This window comes from Psychrosphaera sp. HA2-10 (assembly GCF_055693745.1).
Genome location: NZ_CM146341.1, coordinates 2,196,441 through 2,212,823, shown reverse-complemented (window position 1 = coordinate 2,212,823; position 16,383 = coordinate 2,196,441). Strand labels below are relative to the sequence as shown.

The following is a 16,383-nucleotide window of genomic DNA, read 5'->3' as shown; positions in this document are numbered from 1 at the left end:
CCTATTATGAACTTGAATAAAACGTTAATTGCGATAGCTATCGCCTCCAGCTTTGTTATTGCCGGTTGTAATGGCGCTAAACCAACAAACTCATCAAACTCAACTGATGTTGCAGCCTCAGTGGCTGTTTCTGCAGATGAAATCGCGTCTGCATCAGTAGCTGCAAACAAATTATTTGATGAAATATACATGGCTGGCGTTATGCGTAACCCGGTATACCAAACCTATCTCGGCATTAAAGATGATTATGACAAATGGTTTGATTTATCCGCTGAATATGCGGAACAAGAAATTGCCATTGTTAAACAAGACTTAGTTAAAATCAAAGCCATTGATGAGAGTAAATTAGACTCTCAAACTAAAATTAGCCGTAAGCTATTCATACAGCAATTAGAAAATGAGATAGCAGATCATAAATGGCGTTTACATAATTACCCAGTTAATCAAATGTTTGGTACGCACTCACAGATCCCAGCGTTCTTAATTAACCAGCACTCAATAGCGAATGTAAAAGAAGCTCAAGATTATATTTCGCGTATCAAAGGCGCTGAAAAAGTGCTGTTTGATGTTGTTGAGAACTTAAAAGCCCGTGAAGCGCAAGGCATCATTGCACCTAAGTTTGTATTTCCACATGTGTTAAGAGACTCGCAAAATATTATAGTTGGGGCTCCTTTTGATAGCGGTGATGACAGTACAATATTGGCTGATTTTAGCCGTAAAGTTTTAGCATTAGAAATTGACGATAAAACAAAAACAACGTTAATTGCCGAGGCAAAAGCCGCATTAATTTCAAGTTTAAAACCAGGTTACATTAAACTGGTTAGTTACTTAAAAGAGTTAGAGCAAAAGGCAGATGACAAGGACGGCGCTTGGAAATTTCCCGATGGCGAAGCCTTCTTTAACAACGCATTAGCGCGCACTACAACCACTGATTTAACCGCAGACGAAATTCATAAAATTGGCTTAGACGAGGTTGCTCGCATTCATCAAGAAATGACCGAGATTAAAAATAAAGTTGGCTTTGACGGCGATTTAAATGCCTTTTTTGAATATATGCGAAGTGATAAACAGTTTTATTATCCAGGTACGCCAGAGGGCAAACAGCAATACTTAGATGAAGCTGTTGCCTTAATTGATGATATGAAGTCACGTTTAGATTCGCTGTTTTTAACTAAACCGAAAGCGGACATGATAGTCAAACAAGTTGAAGCGTTCCGTGAAAAGTCTGCAGGCAAAGCGTTTTATCAACAACCAGCACCAGATGGATCTCGTCCAGGTATTTATTATGCCAACCTGTATGACATGGAAGCGATGCCTACTTATCAAATGGCGGCATTGGCTTATCATGAGGGCATTCCAGGTCACCACATGCAAATTGCTATTAAGCAGGAGCTAGAAGGCATTCCTATGTTTCGTAAGTTTGGTGGTTACACGGCTTATACGGAAGGTTGGGGACTTTACTCAGAGCTAATTCCAAAGGAAATAGGTTTGTATCAAGACCCGTATTCTGACTTTGGTCGTTTGGCGATGGAGTTATGGAGAGCGTGTCGATTAGTCGTAGATACTGGCATTCATAGCCAAAAATGGACTCGTCAGCAAGGTATCGACTACTACGTGAATAACACACCAAATGCCGTCTCTGACGCGGTTAAAATGGTAGAGCGTCATATCGTAATGCCATCTCAAGCTACAGCTTACAAAATAGGCATGTTAAAAATATTAGAGCTTAGAGAAAAAGCCAAAAATGAGCTTGGTGATAAGTTTGATATTCGTGAATTCCACGATGTAGTTCTCAAAAACGGACCGGTACCATTAAACGTACTAGCTGATTTTGTTGATGAATATATCGCTTCAAAAGCATAAATTGTCGTAAAACTTGGCAATTAATAACTGAATGTAAAAAGGGCTGATCAATCAGCCCTTTTTCATATCCAGATATAAGAGCTCAGGCTTTTATATCTTAACTCCGCTAATAATTTAGCGTTATTTCAGTGTTGTTATTGTGGCTTAATAAAAACAGCCGTGGTTAAAGCTGGAACGGAAAAGCCAACTTCACTGGCCTCAGAGGTTCTGACAACGTCGTCCGCACCGTCTAGTTGAACTGGATGCAGTTTATAATCGCTTGCATCAGTAGCAAAGGTTTGTGACTTATCGCTACTATTAAATATCACAACAATCGACTCTAATGCCGGATCAATGTCGACTAAACCACTGTCTCCGAGGTACATCACTATAAGTCCTCGTTGCTTTAGCACGTCGTTATTTAAAAACGTCACATTATGTTTAACTTGCTCCGCGGTCCTTAATCTAAACAACTTAGAGCTGCTTCGTATCTTAATAAAGTCTTGGAAAACACGAGAAGAAAACTCTATATGTTCTGATTGAACTTGGTCTCGGCCTTCGTTTTTCTCTAATAACTTCGAAATAACCGGCCAATTATCAAAATCTTTTTCTGCTGGTGGTAAACCAACATTATAGTTATTGGTCTGATAGGAAAAATCGACGCGGTTAAACCAATCTCCATAATCATAACTATCGCGTAAAAACGATTTTGAGCGCAACAGTTCCGATCCCATATGTAAAAACGGAATGCCTTGAGCCATTAATGGATACGACAAGGATAACAGTTGAAAACGAACACGTTGGTCTGTTGTGAGATTATAAGGTAAACGATACTGGTTGTTATCCCATAACGTTTGGTTATCGTGCTTAGAAACATAGTTGATTGTATCAGCAGGGTCTTTGGCATATCCGGCTGGACCGTTACCATAGGGAACTTGAGATCCCATTACCGTTTCCCCAAATGAATTTATCATAGAGTATTCAGCTAAATTTGCCACAAGCCCTAATTTTACCTGATCCATTGAACGTAAGTACTCATCGACTTGTAGGTTGTCATCTTGCAAGTCATTAGGCACCACGGTAAGTCCGTTACCTAAGCCTTGATCTCTACGTAAGCCTTCTTTAGCCGTTTGGAAGTTACCACCTCGAATTGCATCACGAAGTCGGTCTGTAAACGTACCTATTTCCGTTCCGGCCAATTCCGTCTGACTTGCTTGAACAAACTGACGGTTATTTGCAACCTCGCCGAAGTTCCAGCCTTCACCATAGAAATAAGTATCGTTATCAACTTGTTTTACTGCTTTTCGAGCTCTCAACATTGCATCTTTTGGTTGATGACCCATTAGGTCGAATCGAAAACCATCAATCTTATATTGTTTTGCCCAAGTCACTAAAGAGTCGCTCATTAGCTTTTCCATCATGGCATTTTCTGTAGCCGTATTATCGCAACATGTCGACATTTCTAATGAGCCAGATACCGGATCGTACCTGTGGTAGTAGTGTGGAACTATTTTGTCTAGAACCGACTTTTCGGCAAGGCCAGAAGCAAATGTATGGTTATAAACAACGTCCATTATTACACGGAAGCCTTTGCTATGAAGCGACATAACCATTTCTCTAAACTCAATAATACGAGAAAAGCCTTCTGGGTTTACCGCATAGCTACCTTCAGGAACTGTGTAGTGATATGGGTCATATCCCCAGTTATAGTTATCGCTGCCACGTATTTGCTCCATAACTGATTGTGCTTTATCAGAACTTGGCTCATAGCTTGATAGCAGTTCATTGAGCGTTAAAGATTGAGCATTATCATCGTTACATACATCTAAGTCTTCAACGAGTGCACATACTTTTTTCATTGAGTCGTATAAATCAATGGCGTCCGCGGTGTTTTCGTTGATAGTAGAAAGGTCGTAGGTCGGTAACAAATGAACCGTGTTTAATCCGGCTTCTTTAAGTTTAAGCAAGTGAGCCATGCCGTAACTGTCAGTTTCGGAAAAAGCTTTGTACTTGCCACGATAGGACGGCGAACTTAGTTTGCTATCAAAAGCACTAAAGTCTCGAATATGAGTCTCATAAAGGATTAAATCCTCAGGAGCTTCTACTGTAGGAACCGTCTGCGTCTTCCAACCTGCAGGCATAGTCTCAGAAGCATTCAAGTCGACGACTTGTGAGTACTCACTGTTTATAGATAGGCTTAATGAGTAAGGGTCAGTTGTGATTAGACGCTCAAACTTACCTGTGCTTGGATGAAAAACTTCAACTTGATACTGATAGTACGTACCAGAGGAAGCTACATTTGTTGTTGAGCTCCACACACCGGTAGTTAAATCTTCTTTTAATTCAATTGGCTGAGATAGTGGTTGTTTGTTGTTATCAAATAGTAATAACGACACATTGGCGGCGGTAGGTGCCCACAGCTTAAATTGAATACCGCTGGCTGTCACGCTGGCGCCAAAGTCTTTAACTTCATTTGCATCGTTACTCTGGCGAGTAAATATAAAATCAAGTAATGGCGCTTGTTGAATGTAAGACTCAGCAACAAGTACACCATTTCTGTATGACTCTACTAAGTTTTTTGATTTAACAATCGAGTTTAAATCGAGACTTTTGTTGATCTTAAATGCAGCGAATTGTGACAAGTGTGGGAATTTTATTTTTAGGTCGTCAGATAATACGGTTTGCTCAAGAGCAATGGTCTCATCTTGGCCTAATCGATTTGTTGAAACAATTCGAATCGTATCAACTTCGTTTTCTAATTTAATGACTAATGTATCATTTGTTAGCCAATGAGCTGCGCTGTTTTCAACAATATTAGTATCGCCAAAAATATTTTTTGGTTGGCAGGCGGTTACTAAAACTGCACTTGAGATTAGCAGAGCAGCGGCAAGTTTATTCTTTTGAAACATGTGGACCTCTATTGGGCTTTATGATCAAACCAAATTGAATGCTCTTTAGTAGGAATAAATGTCCATGCGACAAAACGGCTAATTTTATGCCCTTGGCCCATGTCTATAATTCTGTATTCCTGAACATTTGATTTTTTGAGTTCTGACTCGATCACTTTGAGACTGTCTTTTTTAGAGACTAAACTTGAAAACCATAACACTTGCTGACGGATCTGAATACTTTCCCTAATCATTTTACATACGAATTCAATTTCTCCACCGTCGCACCATAACTCACTGTTTTGTCCACCAAAGTTGAGAGACTGAGTCGCTTGAGCTGGTAGGGATTTAGACTTAGCTAAATTCTCAACTTTTTGCGTATTGGCCGCCGAGGCTTCTTGAGCTGAACGATGAAATGGCGGATTACACATAGTAAATGTAAACGTTTGTTCTGGTTGAACTATGCCCTCAAAAATATATTCAGGCTTGGTTTGTCTTTTTACTTTTACGTGGGACTTTAAACTCGGGTTACTTTTCACTAACGTAGTGGCGCAGTCAAATGATAAGGGATTTAACTCTGAACCAACAAAAGACCATTGGTATTCATGACGACCAATGATTGGATAGATTAAGTTTGCGCCTGTACCTACATCTAGGCCTTTAACTTTTTTGCCGCTTGGGATCACACCATTATTACTACTCGCCAATAAATCAGCTAGATGATGAACGTAGTCAGCTCGACCTGGAACTGGCGGGCACAGAACCTGTTCAGGGATTTGCCAAAAATGCACGCCATAATAAGCAAGAAGTAAAGAGCGGTTGAGTTCTCTTACTGCAGTCTGATCGGCAAAGTCTATCGTTTTGTGGCCATTATTTCGCTCGATGATATGACTGGATAAATCTGGGTTTGCCTGAACTAAGTCATCAAATTGGTAAGCTACGCCATCAATCGCTTGATGACGATTTCGCGGGTGTAAAGTCGGGGTGGTTTTAGTGTTCATATATTAAACAGTAATAAATCGAGTTTGTTTTTCATCATATATTTCTACGTTTCCGGTTTTGATGTCGTACATCCAACCATGAACTTGAATGTCTTGTGTATGTAATTTCGAAAATACAGCAGGGTGAGTTTTCAGATGATTCATCTGCAATATAATATTTTGTTTGGTAACTTCATCGAGATGCTCATCACCTAAATGGTCGTATTGTTGCTGAACAGCCTCTTTCGCAGCTCTGCAATGGTCTAACCAAACTTTTACGTGCGGCAGTCGCTTAACACTTAATGGTCTCATTGCAGCTTTCATGGCGCCACAAGAGCTGTGCCCGCATATAATGATGTGTTTGACCTTAAGTACAGATACTGCATATTCAATCGATGCTGTCATGCCACCAGTTTCATGGGAATGAGGCGGAATTATATTTCCTGCATTTCGGCATATGAAAAGCTCGCCGGGCTCAGACTGAGTGATTAAATTTGGGTCTATACGTGAGTCTGAGCAAGTAATAAACAAAACGTCAGGGTCTTGGCTTTGTGCTAGCGCTTCAAACTTCTTCTGATGTTGCGGGTATACTTCTGTTTGAAACTTCTTCAGGCCAGCAAGCAACTTTTCCATTAATAAAAATACCTTAGCTTAAATATCGATAATCGGAGCCAAATTTTTCGCAAGCGCATCAGGTAAAAAGTTTTTGACGGTATTCACTCGAGCTAACATTTGCTCAGGCGTTGCGCCGGTAACATTTATATGACCCATCTTACGTTTTGGCCTTACTTGTTTATCGTACCAGTGAAGGTGAGTATTTGGCACTGTAAACAGGTCTGCTTTCGGTTTGCCATGGCCGACGTAATTTATCATGGCAACTGACGCCGTGACTTGTGTTTCCCCCAGAGGGTAGCCAGCAACAGCACGAATATGATTTTCGAACTGACTCGTTACAGAGCCTTGTTGGGTCCAATGGCCTGAGTTGTGAACTCTTGGAGCGATTTCATTGACAATTAATTCGTCGCGGACTTGAAAAAACTCAATCGCTAACACGCCACAATAGTCGAGTTTCTCGGATATTTTTTTATAAATGTTTTGAGCTAATTGCTCTAGCTCTAGTGTAACCTTAGGCGCAGGTGCGATAGATAAAACTAACTGACCGTCTGCATGATGGTTTTCGGTTAACGGGTAAAACTTGTGGTTGCCATTTTTATCGGTAACGCCAATAAGCGATAACTCTCGTTCAAAGTTTATACAACGTTCAGCGACTAGTGGCATTTTTTCAAAATTATGTTCTTTAAGCTGCGCTTTAACGTCTACTAGGTCTTGCTCTGAAAAAATACGCCATTGGCCATAGCCATCATAACCATCGCGACTTGTTTTTAATATAATTCGCGGGCCTAATTCATTTTGCGCTCTATCAAAATCTTCAAAGTTAGAAATAACGACGTTTTGGCAATGTCGAACATTTACAGAGTCTAAAAGTCTTTTTTCTACGATTCTATCAGCGCCGGCTTGGATGGCTTTTTCGTTCGGTAAAAATTTCCCGCTTAACTCTGCCTTTTTTAGCAAATCCAAAGGCAAGTGCTCAAACTCCGAGGTAATAACGGCCGCATGTTCAAAAGCTTCGTCTAACGTGATGTTTAAGATACTTTTATCAACCGGGTTAACACACTCTTTTGTATTGGCATTTACGGCAATGATATTCAAACCAAGTTGCGAGGCTTCTAAATACATCATTCTGGCAAGTTGACCATGCCCTAAAATAACGATTAGATTATTTTCATTTTGTTGCGTAGCACTACTAAAATATGAAGGAACCATCAATTTTCACTTATTTGGGATAGTTGATATTATTTAGAAATCGAGTTTATGATTATTTAATACATCTTGTGTTTGTTCAGCGCGAAATGCTTTTATTTTATCGGTAACGTCTTGATCATTCAGACCAATTATTTGTGCTGCTAATAAACCTGCATTTGCGGCTCCAGCCTCGCCAATGGCTAAAGTACCAACTGCGACGCCCTTTGGCATTTGAACAATAGAGTATAGCGAGTCTACTCCGCTTAGTTTGCTGGATTTTACAGGTACACCTAAAACAGGAATATGAGTAAACGCAGCAATCATTCCGGGTAAATGTGCAGCACCGCCAGCACCGGCTATAATAACTTGTATGCCTTTATCTGCAGCGGTTTCGGAAAATTCTTGTAACAGGTGAGGGGTTCGGTGGGCGGAAACAACTTGGGCATGATACTTAATGCCAAATTTATCTAACATGTCGGCAGCATGTTTCATTGTTGGCCCATCAGACTGGGATCCCATAACGATTGCAACTCTAGTCATCTTTTTCTCTGTAAACTAAGTTAAAGCATTTTAAGTTGAAGGTCATATTAGCAAAGCTAAACTGCAATATCATTAAACGATTTACTGAATTAATACAAAAATAAGGAAGTTACGTATATTATCTAGGAAGTAATTTTTTATGGGAGAATAAAAAAAATAATGAGCAACGTGGATAATAACTTTATTGTGCAATTTTTTAAGACAGAATCAGCGGGCGGCATACTGCTTTTTTTAGCGGCTATACTCGCTATTGTATGTGCTAACACAGCATTAGTAAGCTACTACGAAATGTTGCTATCCACGCCTGTGGAAGTCCGCATTGGTGCTTTGCAAATAGCCAAGCCTTTATTGCTTTGGATAAACGATGGCCTGATGGCGGTGTTTTTCTTCTTAGTAGGCTTAGAGCTAAAACGCGAACTTATAGAAGGTGAACTATCCGATAAGCGAAATATTATTTTACCAGGCGTTGGTGCTATTGGTGGCATGCTTGTGCCTGCACTTGTTTATATATACTTTAATGCTGATAACGAGGCCGCAATGAGTGGTTGGGCAATTCCCGCCGCAACTGATATTGCCTTTGCTCTCGGTGTTCTAACATTGCTAGGTTCGAGAGTACCCGTAGCGTTAAAAGTGTTTTTAACATCACTCGCTATATTTGATGATATAGGTGCAATACTTATTATTGCGTTTTTCTACACTTCTAAAATATCGATTACTGCATTAATTGTTGTTGCCTTATGTATACCGGTTTTAACGTATTTAAATAAAAAAAATGTAGTGTCATACAGCCCTTATATCTTCATTGGTATCATCATGTGGATTGCAACACTAAAGTCGGGCGTACATGCAACGCTTGCAGGTGTGCTACTTGCTATGTTTATTCCAATGCGAAGTAAGGAAAACCCAAGTTTTTCACCGGTTAAAGAACTAGAACATGACTTACATTCTGTAGTGGCCTTTTTTGTGTTGCCAGTGTTCGCGTTTGCTAATGCGGGATTAAACTTAACAGGAGTCGGCGTAGAACAGTTGCTTCATCCCGTTCCCGTTGGTATCGCTGCGGGTTTATTTATCGGTAAGCAAATAGGTATATTTGGGTTATGTTGGTTAGCCGTGAAAGCTGGTTTAGCACAATTACCTAAAGGTATGAGTTGGGCTTCGCTATATGGCACTGCCGCGCTTTGCGGGATAGGCTTTACGATGAGTTTATTTATTGGGTCATTAGCCTTTGAAGAAACCGGCGTTGATTTAATATTTGATGAACGACTTGGTATTATAGTCGGCTCAATTTTAAGTGGTATTGTCGGTTATTTAGTTTTAAACAAGTCGCTTAAAAAAGTCCCATAAAGGGACTTATAAAAGTTAGGTGTCAAACGGTTATATTAATATTAATGAGGCCGCACCTAAAAAGACAAAAAAGCCAACGATATCGGTAACCGTTGTTAGAATTACAGACCCGGCTAGTGCTGGGTCTATATTCATTTTATCGAGCGTTACTGGGATAACGATACCAAACAGAGCTGCTACCAACATGTTCACTATCAAGGCACCGGCAATGATCATTGATAATGCTATGTTCTCAAACCAGTAGCCGGTAATAACAGCCACCAGTAAAGACCACGCAACACCATTTATCGCAGCGACAGCAATCTCTTTTCGTTTAAGTGACGATACGTTGTTAATACCAAGTTGACCAGTTGCTAAGCCTCTTATGGTTAATGTAAGCGTTTGGCTCCCAGTTATACCACCCATACTTGCTACTATAGGCATTAGCACGGCTAACGCCACTACTTCGGCTACGACCTTATCAAAAACACCAATTACAAACGATGCCATAAATGCTGTCAGAAGATTGATCCCTAACCATACTGCACGTCTACGAGCACTCAATGCGACAGGAGCAAATAGATCCTCATCGCTTACTTGGCCTAAGTGAGCAATTTGAGCCTCATAATGTTCTTGGAATATTTCTAACGCATCATTAATATCAAAACGACCAAGAAGTTCGCCATTCTCTGTAACAACAGGCAACATCGATTTTTTTGTGCTTTTTAACAAATTGGATGCATCGAGCAAGGGCAAGTCAGCATCCACAATGTGGACCGCTGTTTTCGCGATATCTGCAACTAAGTCATTAGGTTCTGCACTAAACAGTTCATTAACGGTAATTTCACCGATAAATATATTATTTTCATCAATCACTAAAAATGAGTCAGTATATTCAGGTAAATCAACACTTTTTAGCTCAATTAAAATTGTTTCAACCTTCGCCGCTTTATTTACGGTAAATACATTGTGATTGGCATAACGGCCAACTTGATCATCTGTGTAATTAAGTGATTCGCGAATTTGGCTTTGTGTTTCAGGCGAAAGTTTTTTAATAAACTTTTTGGCGACATTCGTCGGTAGCACATCAAGAACTTCAATGACTTGACTCGCATCACTGTTGGCAAGTGCTTTATGTACGCTTTTATTGGGTAGCGATGACACTAATTGTAAACGTGCATCTTCTCGCATGGCGGCTAAAACGGCGCTGGTATCAACATTTTTTAGATATGGCCAAATTAGGATCCGCTGTTCACTAACTAAACTTTCTAATATCCACGCCCAATCGTCCTCAGAAAAGCTGTGACATAACTCTGGTAAATCGAAAGGCTGGGCTTCTTCGGTTAGTGCTTTAAGTGCGGTTTGAATCTGGTTCATCACCGCTATACGAGACTCGACGTTAAGCATTATTAGCCTCCCTTCGAAGTGTTATCAGGTTCACTAATAGCGACTTCACTTGTTGGTATTTCAACATTATCGATTTGCTGATAATACAAGGTATAAAAATCACTGATGAGAGCTTGTTCGATTTTTTTCGCTTTGCTAGTTGGACAAAAAATAGAAAATACAAAAGCGGTTTTACCAATGTCCGTTGTTTGCACTCTAAGTCCTGGTGCAGGGCCTGCGATTTGCACACCAAGTCGGTTTTCTATTAATTTACTGTAGCGCTCTGCGACATCATTAAACTCAAGGCAGTAACTCTCCGCTTTTGAAAATAAACTAGGTATAAGGTTGTACGGGTTAGCTTTGATGCCATCAATTACAATTGAAAACGTATGATTGGTATAGCGCTTCATATAATTCATATTTTTAATAGGCAACGTCATCAACTGGTTATTAGGTAAAAATATTGTTTTACCTGTATAAGCGTAAGTCTCAGAGTTTATCTCTAGTAAAGTTACTTTTGCCCAGTCGGTTTCGGCGACTTCACCAAATTGTGTATTAGTTTGAATCCAGTCTCCAACGCGAAATGGATTTGTGCTGCTAATATACAAAAAGCCAATGAAACATTGAATTAACTCTCTGGTTGCTAAAACGATAGCAACGATAAATGCGGCGATTGATAAGGCGAAATTCTGAAGCTCATTACTCCATAACATTAACAACGTGATAATAAAAACCATATTAATGGCGTTTTTGGCCGTATTAATATGCAGGCGACGATTAACCGAACGACCAGAGGAATTTCGATTAATGAGTTTTATTAACCCAATTTTTGCTAAATAAGCGGCTAAGAATAGTAAAAAACTAAAGAAGAGTTGGCTGTTGAAGAGGCTCAATGAACTTACCCAAAGTAAATGAATATTAATAATATCAAGCGTAGCATGAGAGATGAATCGAGGTTAAATAAAAATTGCTATATATGATAAATATTTAGCACAAAACAAAAAAGGGCAACCACGAGCCGCCCTTTTCGAAATTATATAAGCCGAAGTTACTATTTTCGAGCCACAAAGTGGACTGTGCTTGTTGCTCGTTGTAAAAACGCGCCTTCACAATAGCTCAAGTAATAATTCCAAAGTCTTCTGAAGCGTTCGTCAAAACCGAATTCTGTCAAATCCTGCCAGTTTTTATTAAATCTAACCCGCCACTCGTTTAACGTTTTTGCGTAATCTAGACCTATATCGTGAAGCTCGTGCAACACCATATCAGTGTCTTGTCGCAGGTGCTTGGTCATAAACTCGATGCTTGGTAAACAGCCACCTGGAAAAATGTAGCGCTGTATAAAGTCTACATTTGTACGGTAATGATCAAATCGTTGATCGGCTATGGTAATCGCCTGTATCAGCATTTTCCCACCAGGCTTTAACAGTGAATTACATTTACTAAAAAACTCGGTGTAAAACTCAAAACCGACGGCTTCAATCATTTCAATACTTACTAATTTGTCAAATTGACCAGTTAGCTCTCGATAGTCCCTTTTTAACAGAGTGATTTTATCTTGCAGACCAAGCGCTTTGATACGTTGTTCGGCGTAGTCATGTTGAGCATCCGATATGGTCGTGGTGGTGACTTTACAACCATAATGTTGTGCAGCATAAATAGCCAGTCCGCCCCAGCCAGTACCAATTTCAACAAGGTGATCTTTATCGGTTAATTCTAAGCGTTGGCATATTAAATTGAGTTTATTCAACTGAGCGGCATCTAAATCGGTTGCACCATTACTGTAAATGGCTGATGAATACATCATTTCTGGATCTAAGAAACGAGTATATAAGTCATTGCCTAGGTCGTAATGGGCGAGGATATTTTCTTTTGATCCTGTTTGAGAGTTTTTATTTCGACGGTGAAATAATTTATTTTTCAGCTTTGTAAGCCAAGACATATTACTCTCTAACTCATCCAGTTGTTGTTGGCAAATCACAAACGCTTCGATAAGCCGAGTTAAATTTGGGCTAGACCATTGATTGTTAATAAAAGCTTCTGCAGCGGCAATACTGCCTCCGGAAACTAAGGATTTATAAACCCCTTGGTCATGGATGTTCAATTGAGCCTGTATTTCCGCGTCGCTTTCACCAAAGAAACGGTTTCCATCACCAGGAAGTTGTGGATCATGTATGGTAAGGCCAACGCCAGTGATACGCTCGAGCACAGTGAATACTAACTTCTGATATAAACCAGAAGACCAGCTTGTGCTTGGTTCGCTGATTGGTGTGACTAACTTTTCCATTGCTGATTCCTCTTCAACTTCTTATTCTTAAACTTTATTTGGTTTCAGGGTGGCCAATAAAGGGCACCTTTTTAATAAACAGTTTCATCGCTTGCCAATAAATACCAGCAAATATCTTGGCTGTCATAACCGGTGTGGTCATGATCAGCTTAATCAGATGCTTATGTGTCATGGGCACTTTTTTTAATGCAACGGTTGCATCAAATACTTTAGCAATTTGACCTGTCAACGCGCTGTTTTGCAAAGGCCAATTCTCTATATGAACTAATAAATTGTTATTAGGTGGCGTTATTTTCCAGCGATATTCCATATCCATTTGCATAAAAGGCGACACATGAAAAACTTTTTTATTAATTAATCCATCACTACGTTGAGACGTGTCTAAATCGATCAAATAATAGTGCTTTTGATTCCAGGGTGTATTACTTACCTCGGCTAACATGTAGCGACAGGTTTCGTCGCCATTATTGTTTTTCGGGTAGCAAAAATAGAAGTTGATCGGACTAAAATAAAGTCCAAAACAACGTGCTTGAGTCACCATTACGACTCTCGTACTCATATCTAATGGGCAAACATTTTGTAATTCGTTAACTTTATCGAGCACGTTTTGTTTGAACGCATCGGTACTGTTGAAATGGTCACCTTGTTTTATTCTAAGCGGGTTAAACCAGCGTTGTCCTAATACCCAGCTTTGCTTATAAACATCATCAGTCTCATCCAAATCGATCGCTAACATATACAAGTTGTAGCTAAATTTATGGTCTACTGGACTAAAACGACGGTGACGAACCGTGCCTTGATAAATACCGCTTTTCGTAAACATTTAGTTAGGACTTACAAGTTGCAATCAAAGCGTCGAGCAACGTCAACACCACTTCTCACGCCGTCTTCGTGAAAACCGTTATACCAATAAGCCCCAGCAAAATGGGTATTGTTTTTTCCACAAATCGTGTCTCGTTTTAGTTGAGCCTTTTGACTTTCAGTACTGAATACAGGATGCATGTAGTTAAACTTTCTAATAATTTTACTCGGCTCAATGGCGTCAGTTTTATTTAAAGTAACACAGAATGTTGGTTTAACATCAAGGCCTTGCAGAATATTCATGTTGTAGGTAACCGAGGCTAACGCATTCTCATCGCCGGAAAGTAAGTAATTCCAGCTCGCCCATGCTAATTCTCGTTTCGGCAACATCTTGATGTCGGTATGCAAAACAACTTCATTATTTACATAAGGCATCGCGCTCAGTAAGCGTTTTTCTTCGTCTGTCGGGTCTGAGAGCAGAGCAAGAGCCTGGTCAGAATGACAAGCAAAAACTACTTCATCAAATTGCTCAGTGCGTCCTTTGGCAAAAACAAGTTCTATACCGTTGTCTTTTCTTGATACAGAAAGAATTTGCGTATTAAGCTCTATTTTATCTTTAAATTCAGCTATTAATGGCTCGATATAGCTACGTGACCCACCTGGAATCACATACCATTGTGGACGATCTTGAATGTTTAGTAAGCCATGGTTGTAGAAAAATCGAATAAAGAAGCTTAGTTCAAACTGTTTAACTTGATTTAGGCTAGATGACCAAATAGCAGCAGCCATAGGCAAAATATAATTTTGGTTAAAATACTCGTTAAATGAATTTATTTGTAAAAACTCACCCAACGTTTGTTTTTCTGGTATGTCATTATTGTCATATAGCTTTTTACAAAGCTTATTGAATTTGAGTATTTGCGAGATAAGAGACCAAAACTTAGGTTTAAAGATATTAGATCGTTGCGCGAATAGGGTATTTAAATTATTACCATTATATTCCAGACCAGATACGGGATTGGTCACGCTAAAGCTCATTTCAGTGGCTTGCTTATTGATATTGATTTGTTTTAGCAGCTTTAAAAAATTAGGATAAGTTTTATCATTAAACACGATAAAGCCTGTATCTATACTATAGTCTTGGTTGTCTAACTGAAAATCGATAGTTGCGGTATGACCACCAATATAATCGTTCACTTCAAAAACTTTAATATCATGCTTTTGATTTATTAAATACGCGCTAGTCAGTCCAGATATTCCTGAACCTATGATCGCTACTTTTTTCATTTTTTACTACTTCCTGTGGTTATTGGTCGCTTTTTAACATAATGGATCGCCACCATGTTGCTGGTAACCAATTCGCAATTTTTAAGCTCCAAATAAGACGCTTTGGAAACGCTATGTGTCGCTGTCTTTTCTCGATACCTGCATCGATTCGCTGCGCAGCTTCTTCACTTGTAAGAAGGAATGGCATAGAAAAGTCATTTTTATCGGTTAATGGTGTTTTTATGAAGCCTGGCAAGACTAATGAGACGTCAATGTTATGAGGCTTTAGATCAATATAAAGGGAGTCAGCAAGGTAACCTATTCCAGCTTTTGAGGCGCCGTAGGCTTCTGCTCTGGTAAATGGCGCCATAGCGGCAGATGATCCGACAAACACTAACTGTGGGGTGTTATTATCGGTATCGAGTTTTCCGAGTAACTGTGAGACAAGGAAACCAACGGAGGTTAGGTTAATGTCAATGACTCGTTTAAACAGCGCGGCATCAAATTCCATTGCATTATCGATATACTCACAATCACCGGCATTTAACACGGCAATATCAAGGTGCTTTACTTCTGATAGAGCAAGTTTAGTTTGTTGTTCGTCTAGTTGATCAAATTGAACAAGTACCAATGTACCGCTTAATTCTTTAGTTTCATTCACAAGCTTTGCTAGCTTTTCCGCATTTCTACCACAAGCATAAACTAAGTGACCTTGTGATAAATATCTCTGCACAAGACTGTGACCAATGCCCGATGTAGCTCCGGTTACTAATATACGTTTGTTCATAGACTAAGCTCCTGCTTTGGATTTAACAAAACGAACCAGACCGCCAACAACGGGGATGTTTTCATAAATCATTGCTCCGGCATCAAAATAGTCTCGCTGAAATATCACCTTACCATCAATTTGAACTAATTTACTGTGCCCCTCCAGGGTAATCGATTTACCTGATTTTAATTTTTTATGGTTCACTGTCATGGTCCAATAGATTGCTGCATCGTTGTCATTGCAGATATAGTCTGTTAACTCGAAGTGACAAGAGGTTAAGTTGACATAAAGATGTTCAAAATATTCTGTTAACGCTTTAAGTCCCTCAACACGGCTCAACGGATCAATAAACACAGCGTTGTCTGAATATATATTTCTGAGCAAATGCAGATTGCCCGCGTTTAGAATGTTATAGGTTGCAACATAATCTGTAAGCCACTGCGGGGCAGGGGCTTTTTCGGTCATATCATACTCGTCGATACTTTCTGCATTGCTTGTCAT

14 protein-coding genes are annotated in these 16,383 nt (G+C 39.6%); 2 read left to right on the top strand and 12 right to left on the bottom strand.

All coding sequences use genetic code 11. The features are described 5' to 3' along the window. Positions 1 to 12: 12 nt before the first annotated feature. Positions 13 to 1,863, top strand: coding sequence for a DUF885 domain-containing protein (locus ACZ1GV_RS10055; protein WP_472675888.1), 1,851 nt, complete (start codon positions 13 to 15; stop codon positions 1,861 to 1,863). 134 nt (positions 1,864 to 1,997) lie between these two features. Here ACZ1GV_RS10055 and pulA read toward each other — a convergent pair whose 3' ends face one another. From pulA to purE, 5 genes are read right to left on the bottom strand one after another with little or no spacing between them, the layout of a single operon-like run. Beyond that, on the bottom strand, positions 1,998 to 4,751 hold the full coding sequence (pulA, locus tag ACZ1GV_RS10050; RefSeq protein WP_472674050.1) for a pullulanase-type alpha-1,6-glucosidase: 2,754 nt from the start codon (positions 4,749 to 4,751) through the stop codon (positions 1,998 to 2,000). Between the two features lie 8 nt (positions 4,752 to 4,759). Continuing rightward, positions 4,760 to 5,731, bottom strand: a complete 972-nt coding sequence (rlmF, locus tag ACZ1GV_RS10045) for a 23S rRNA (adenine(1618)-N(6))-methyltransferase RlmF (RefSeq protein ID WP_472674049.1) — start codon at positions 5,729 to 5,731, stop codon at positions 4,760 to 4,762. Positions 5,732 to 5,734: 3 nt separating this feature from the next. Next, on the bottom strand, positions 5,735 to 6,343 hold the full coding sequence (locus ACZ1GV_RS10040) for a carbonic anhydrase (protein WP_472674048.1): 609 nt from the start codon (positions 6,341 to 6,343) through the stop codon (positions 5,735 to 5,737). Between the two features lie 18 nt (positions 6,344 to 6,361). Further along, on the bottom strand, positions 6,362 to 7,534 hold the full coding sequence (locus ACZ1GV_RS10035) for a 5-(carboxyamino)imidazole ribonucleotide synthase (protein ID WP_472674047.1): 1,173 nt from the start codon (positions 7,532 to 7,534) through the stop codon (positions 6,362 to 6,364). Between the two features lie 33 nt (positions 7,535 to 7,567). Further along, entirely contained in the window at positions 7,568 to 8,053 is a 486-nt protein-coding gene (purE, locus tag ACZ1GV_RS10030; protein WP_472674046.1) for a 5-(carboxyamino)imidazole ribonucleotide mutase, read from the bottom strand. A 159-nt stretch (positions 8,054 to 8,212) separates the two neighbouring features. Here purE and nhaA point away from each other — a divergent pair, with 159 nt between their 5' ends. Then, positions 8,213 to 9,397: a Na+/H+ antiporter NhaA gene (gene nhaA, locus ACZ1GV_RS10025; protein ID WP_472674045.1), complete on the top strand. Its 1,185-nt coding sequence runs from the start codon at positions 8,213 to 8,215 to the stop codon at positions 9,395 to 9,397. Positions 9,398 to 9,427: 30 nt separating this feature from the next. Here nhaA and ACZ1GV_RS10020 read toward each other — a convergent pair whose 3' ends face one another. From ACZ1GV_RS10020 to ACZ1GV_RS09990, 7 genes are all read right to left on the bottom strand, one after another. Further along, entirely contained in the window at positions 9,428 to 10,783 is a 1,356-nt protein-coding gene (locus tag ACZ1GV_RS10020) for a magnesium transporter (protein WP_472674044.1), read from the bottom strand. Positions 10,784 to 10,785: 2 nt separating this feature from the next. Continuing rightward, positions 10,786 to 11,655 carry a mechanosensitive ion channel family protein gene (locus tag ACZ1GV_RS10015; protein WP_472674043.1) on the bottom strand — a complete coding sequence of 290 codons (870 nt, stop codon included), beginning with the start codon at positions 11,653 to 11,655 and terminating at the stop codon, positions 10,786 to 10,788. A 158-nt stretch (positions 11,656 to 11,813) separates the two neighbouring features. Further along, on the bottom strand, positions 11,814 to 13,046 hold the full coding sequence (locus ACZ1GV_RS10010) for a class I SAM-dependent methyltransferase (protein WP_472674042.1): 1,233 nt from the start codon (positions 13,044 to 13,046) through the stop codon (positions 11,814 to 11,816). Between the two features lie 34 nt (positions 13,047 to 13,080). Continuing rightward, complete coding sequence (locus ACZ1GV_RS10005) at positions 13,081 to 13,869, bottom strand: DUF1365 domain-containing protein (RefSeq protein WP_472674041.1); 789 nt, start codon at positions 13,867 to 13,869, stop codon at positions 13,081 to 13,083. Between the two features lie 11 nt (positions 13,870 to 13,880). Continuing rightward, positions 13,881 to 15,134, bottom strand: a complete 1,254-nt coding sequence (locus ACZ1GV_RS10000) for an NAD(P)/FAD-dependent oxidoreductase (protein ID WP_472674040.1) — start codon at positions 15,132 to 15,134, stop codon at positions 13,881 to 13,883. A gap of 19 nt (positions 15,135 to 15,153) precedes the next feature. After that, the gene (locus ACZ1GV_RS09995) at positions 15,154 to 15,900 is read right to left on the bottom strand and encodes an SDR family NAD(P)-dependent oxidoreductase (RefSeq protein ID WP_472674039.1); all 747 of its coding nucleotides are present in this window, start codon (positions 15,898 to 15,900) and stop codon (positions 15,154 to 15,156) included. A gap of 3 nt (positions 15,901 to 15,903) precedes the next feature. Continuing rightward, positions 15,904 to 16,383: a nuclear transport factor 2 family protein gene (locus tag ACZ1GV_RS09990; protein WP_472674038.1), complete on the bottom strand. Its 480-nt coding sequence runs from the start codon at positions 16,381 to 16,383 to the stop codon at positions 15,904 to 15,906.

Coding starts and splice junctions, on each gene's coding strand:
- ACZ1GV_RS10005 (WP_472674041.1), bottom strand. CDS start 13,869: ATGTTTACGAAAAGCGGTATTTATCAAGGCACGGTTCGTCACCGTCGT.
- ACZ1GV_RS10020 (WP_472674044.1), bottom strand. CDS start 10,783: ATGCTTAACGTCGAGTCTCGTATAGCGGTGATGAACCAGATTCAAACC.
- rlmF (WP_472674049.1), bottom strand. CDS start 5,731: ATGAACACTAAAACCACCCCGACTTTACACCCGCGAAATCGTCATCAA.
- ACZ1GV_RS10000 (WP_472674040.1), bottom strand. CDS start 15,134: ATGAAAAAAGTAGCGATCATAGGTTCAGGAATATCTGGACTGACTAGC.
- ACZ1GV_RS09990 (WP_472674038.1), bottom strand. CDS start 16,383: ATGACAAGCAATGCAGAAAGTATCGACGAGTATGATATGACCGAAAAA.
- ACZ1GV_RS10040 (WP_472674048.1), bottom strand. CDS start 6,343: ATGGAAAAGTTGCTTGCTGGCCTGAAGAAGTTTCAAACAGAAGTATAC.
- nhaA (WP_472674045.1), top strand. CDS start 8,213: ATGAGCAACGTGGATAATAACTTTATTGTGCAATTTTTTAAGACAGAA.
- ACZ1GV_RS10010 (WP_472674042.1), bottom strand. CDS start 13,046: ATGGAAAAGTTAGTCACACCAATCAGCGAACCAAGCACAAGCTGGTCT.
- purE (WP_472674046.1), bottom strand. CDS start 8,053: ATGACTAGAGTTGCAATCGTTATGGGATCCCAGTCTGATGGGCCAACA.
- ACZ1GV_RS09995 (WP_472674039.1), bottom strand. CDS start 15,900: ATGAACAAACGTATATTAGTAACCGGAGCTACATCGGGCATTGGTCAC.
- pulA (WP_472674050.1), bottom strand. CDS start 4,751: ATGTTTCAAAAGAATAAACTTGCCGCTGCTCTGCTAATCTCAAGTGCA.
- ACZ1GV_RS10035 (WP_472674047.1), bottom strand. CDS start 7,534: ATGGTTCCTTCATATTTTAGTAGTGCTACGCAACAAAATGAAAATAAT.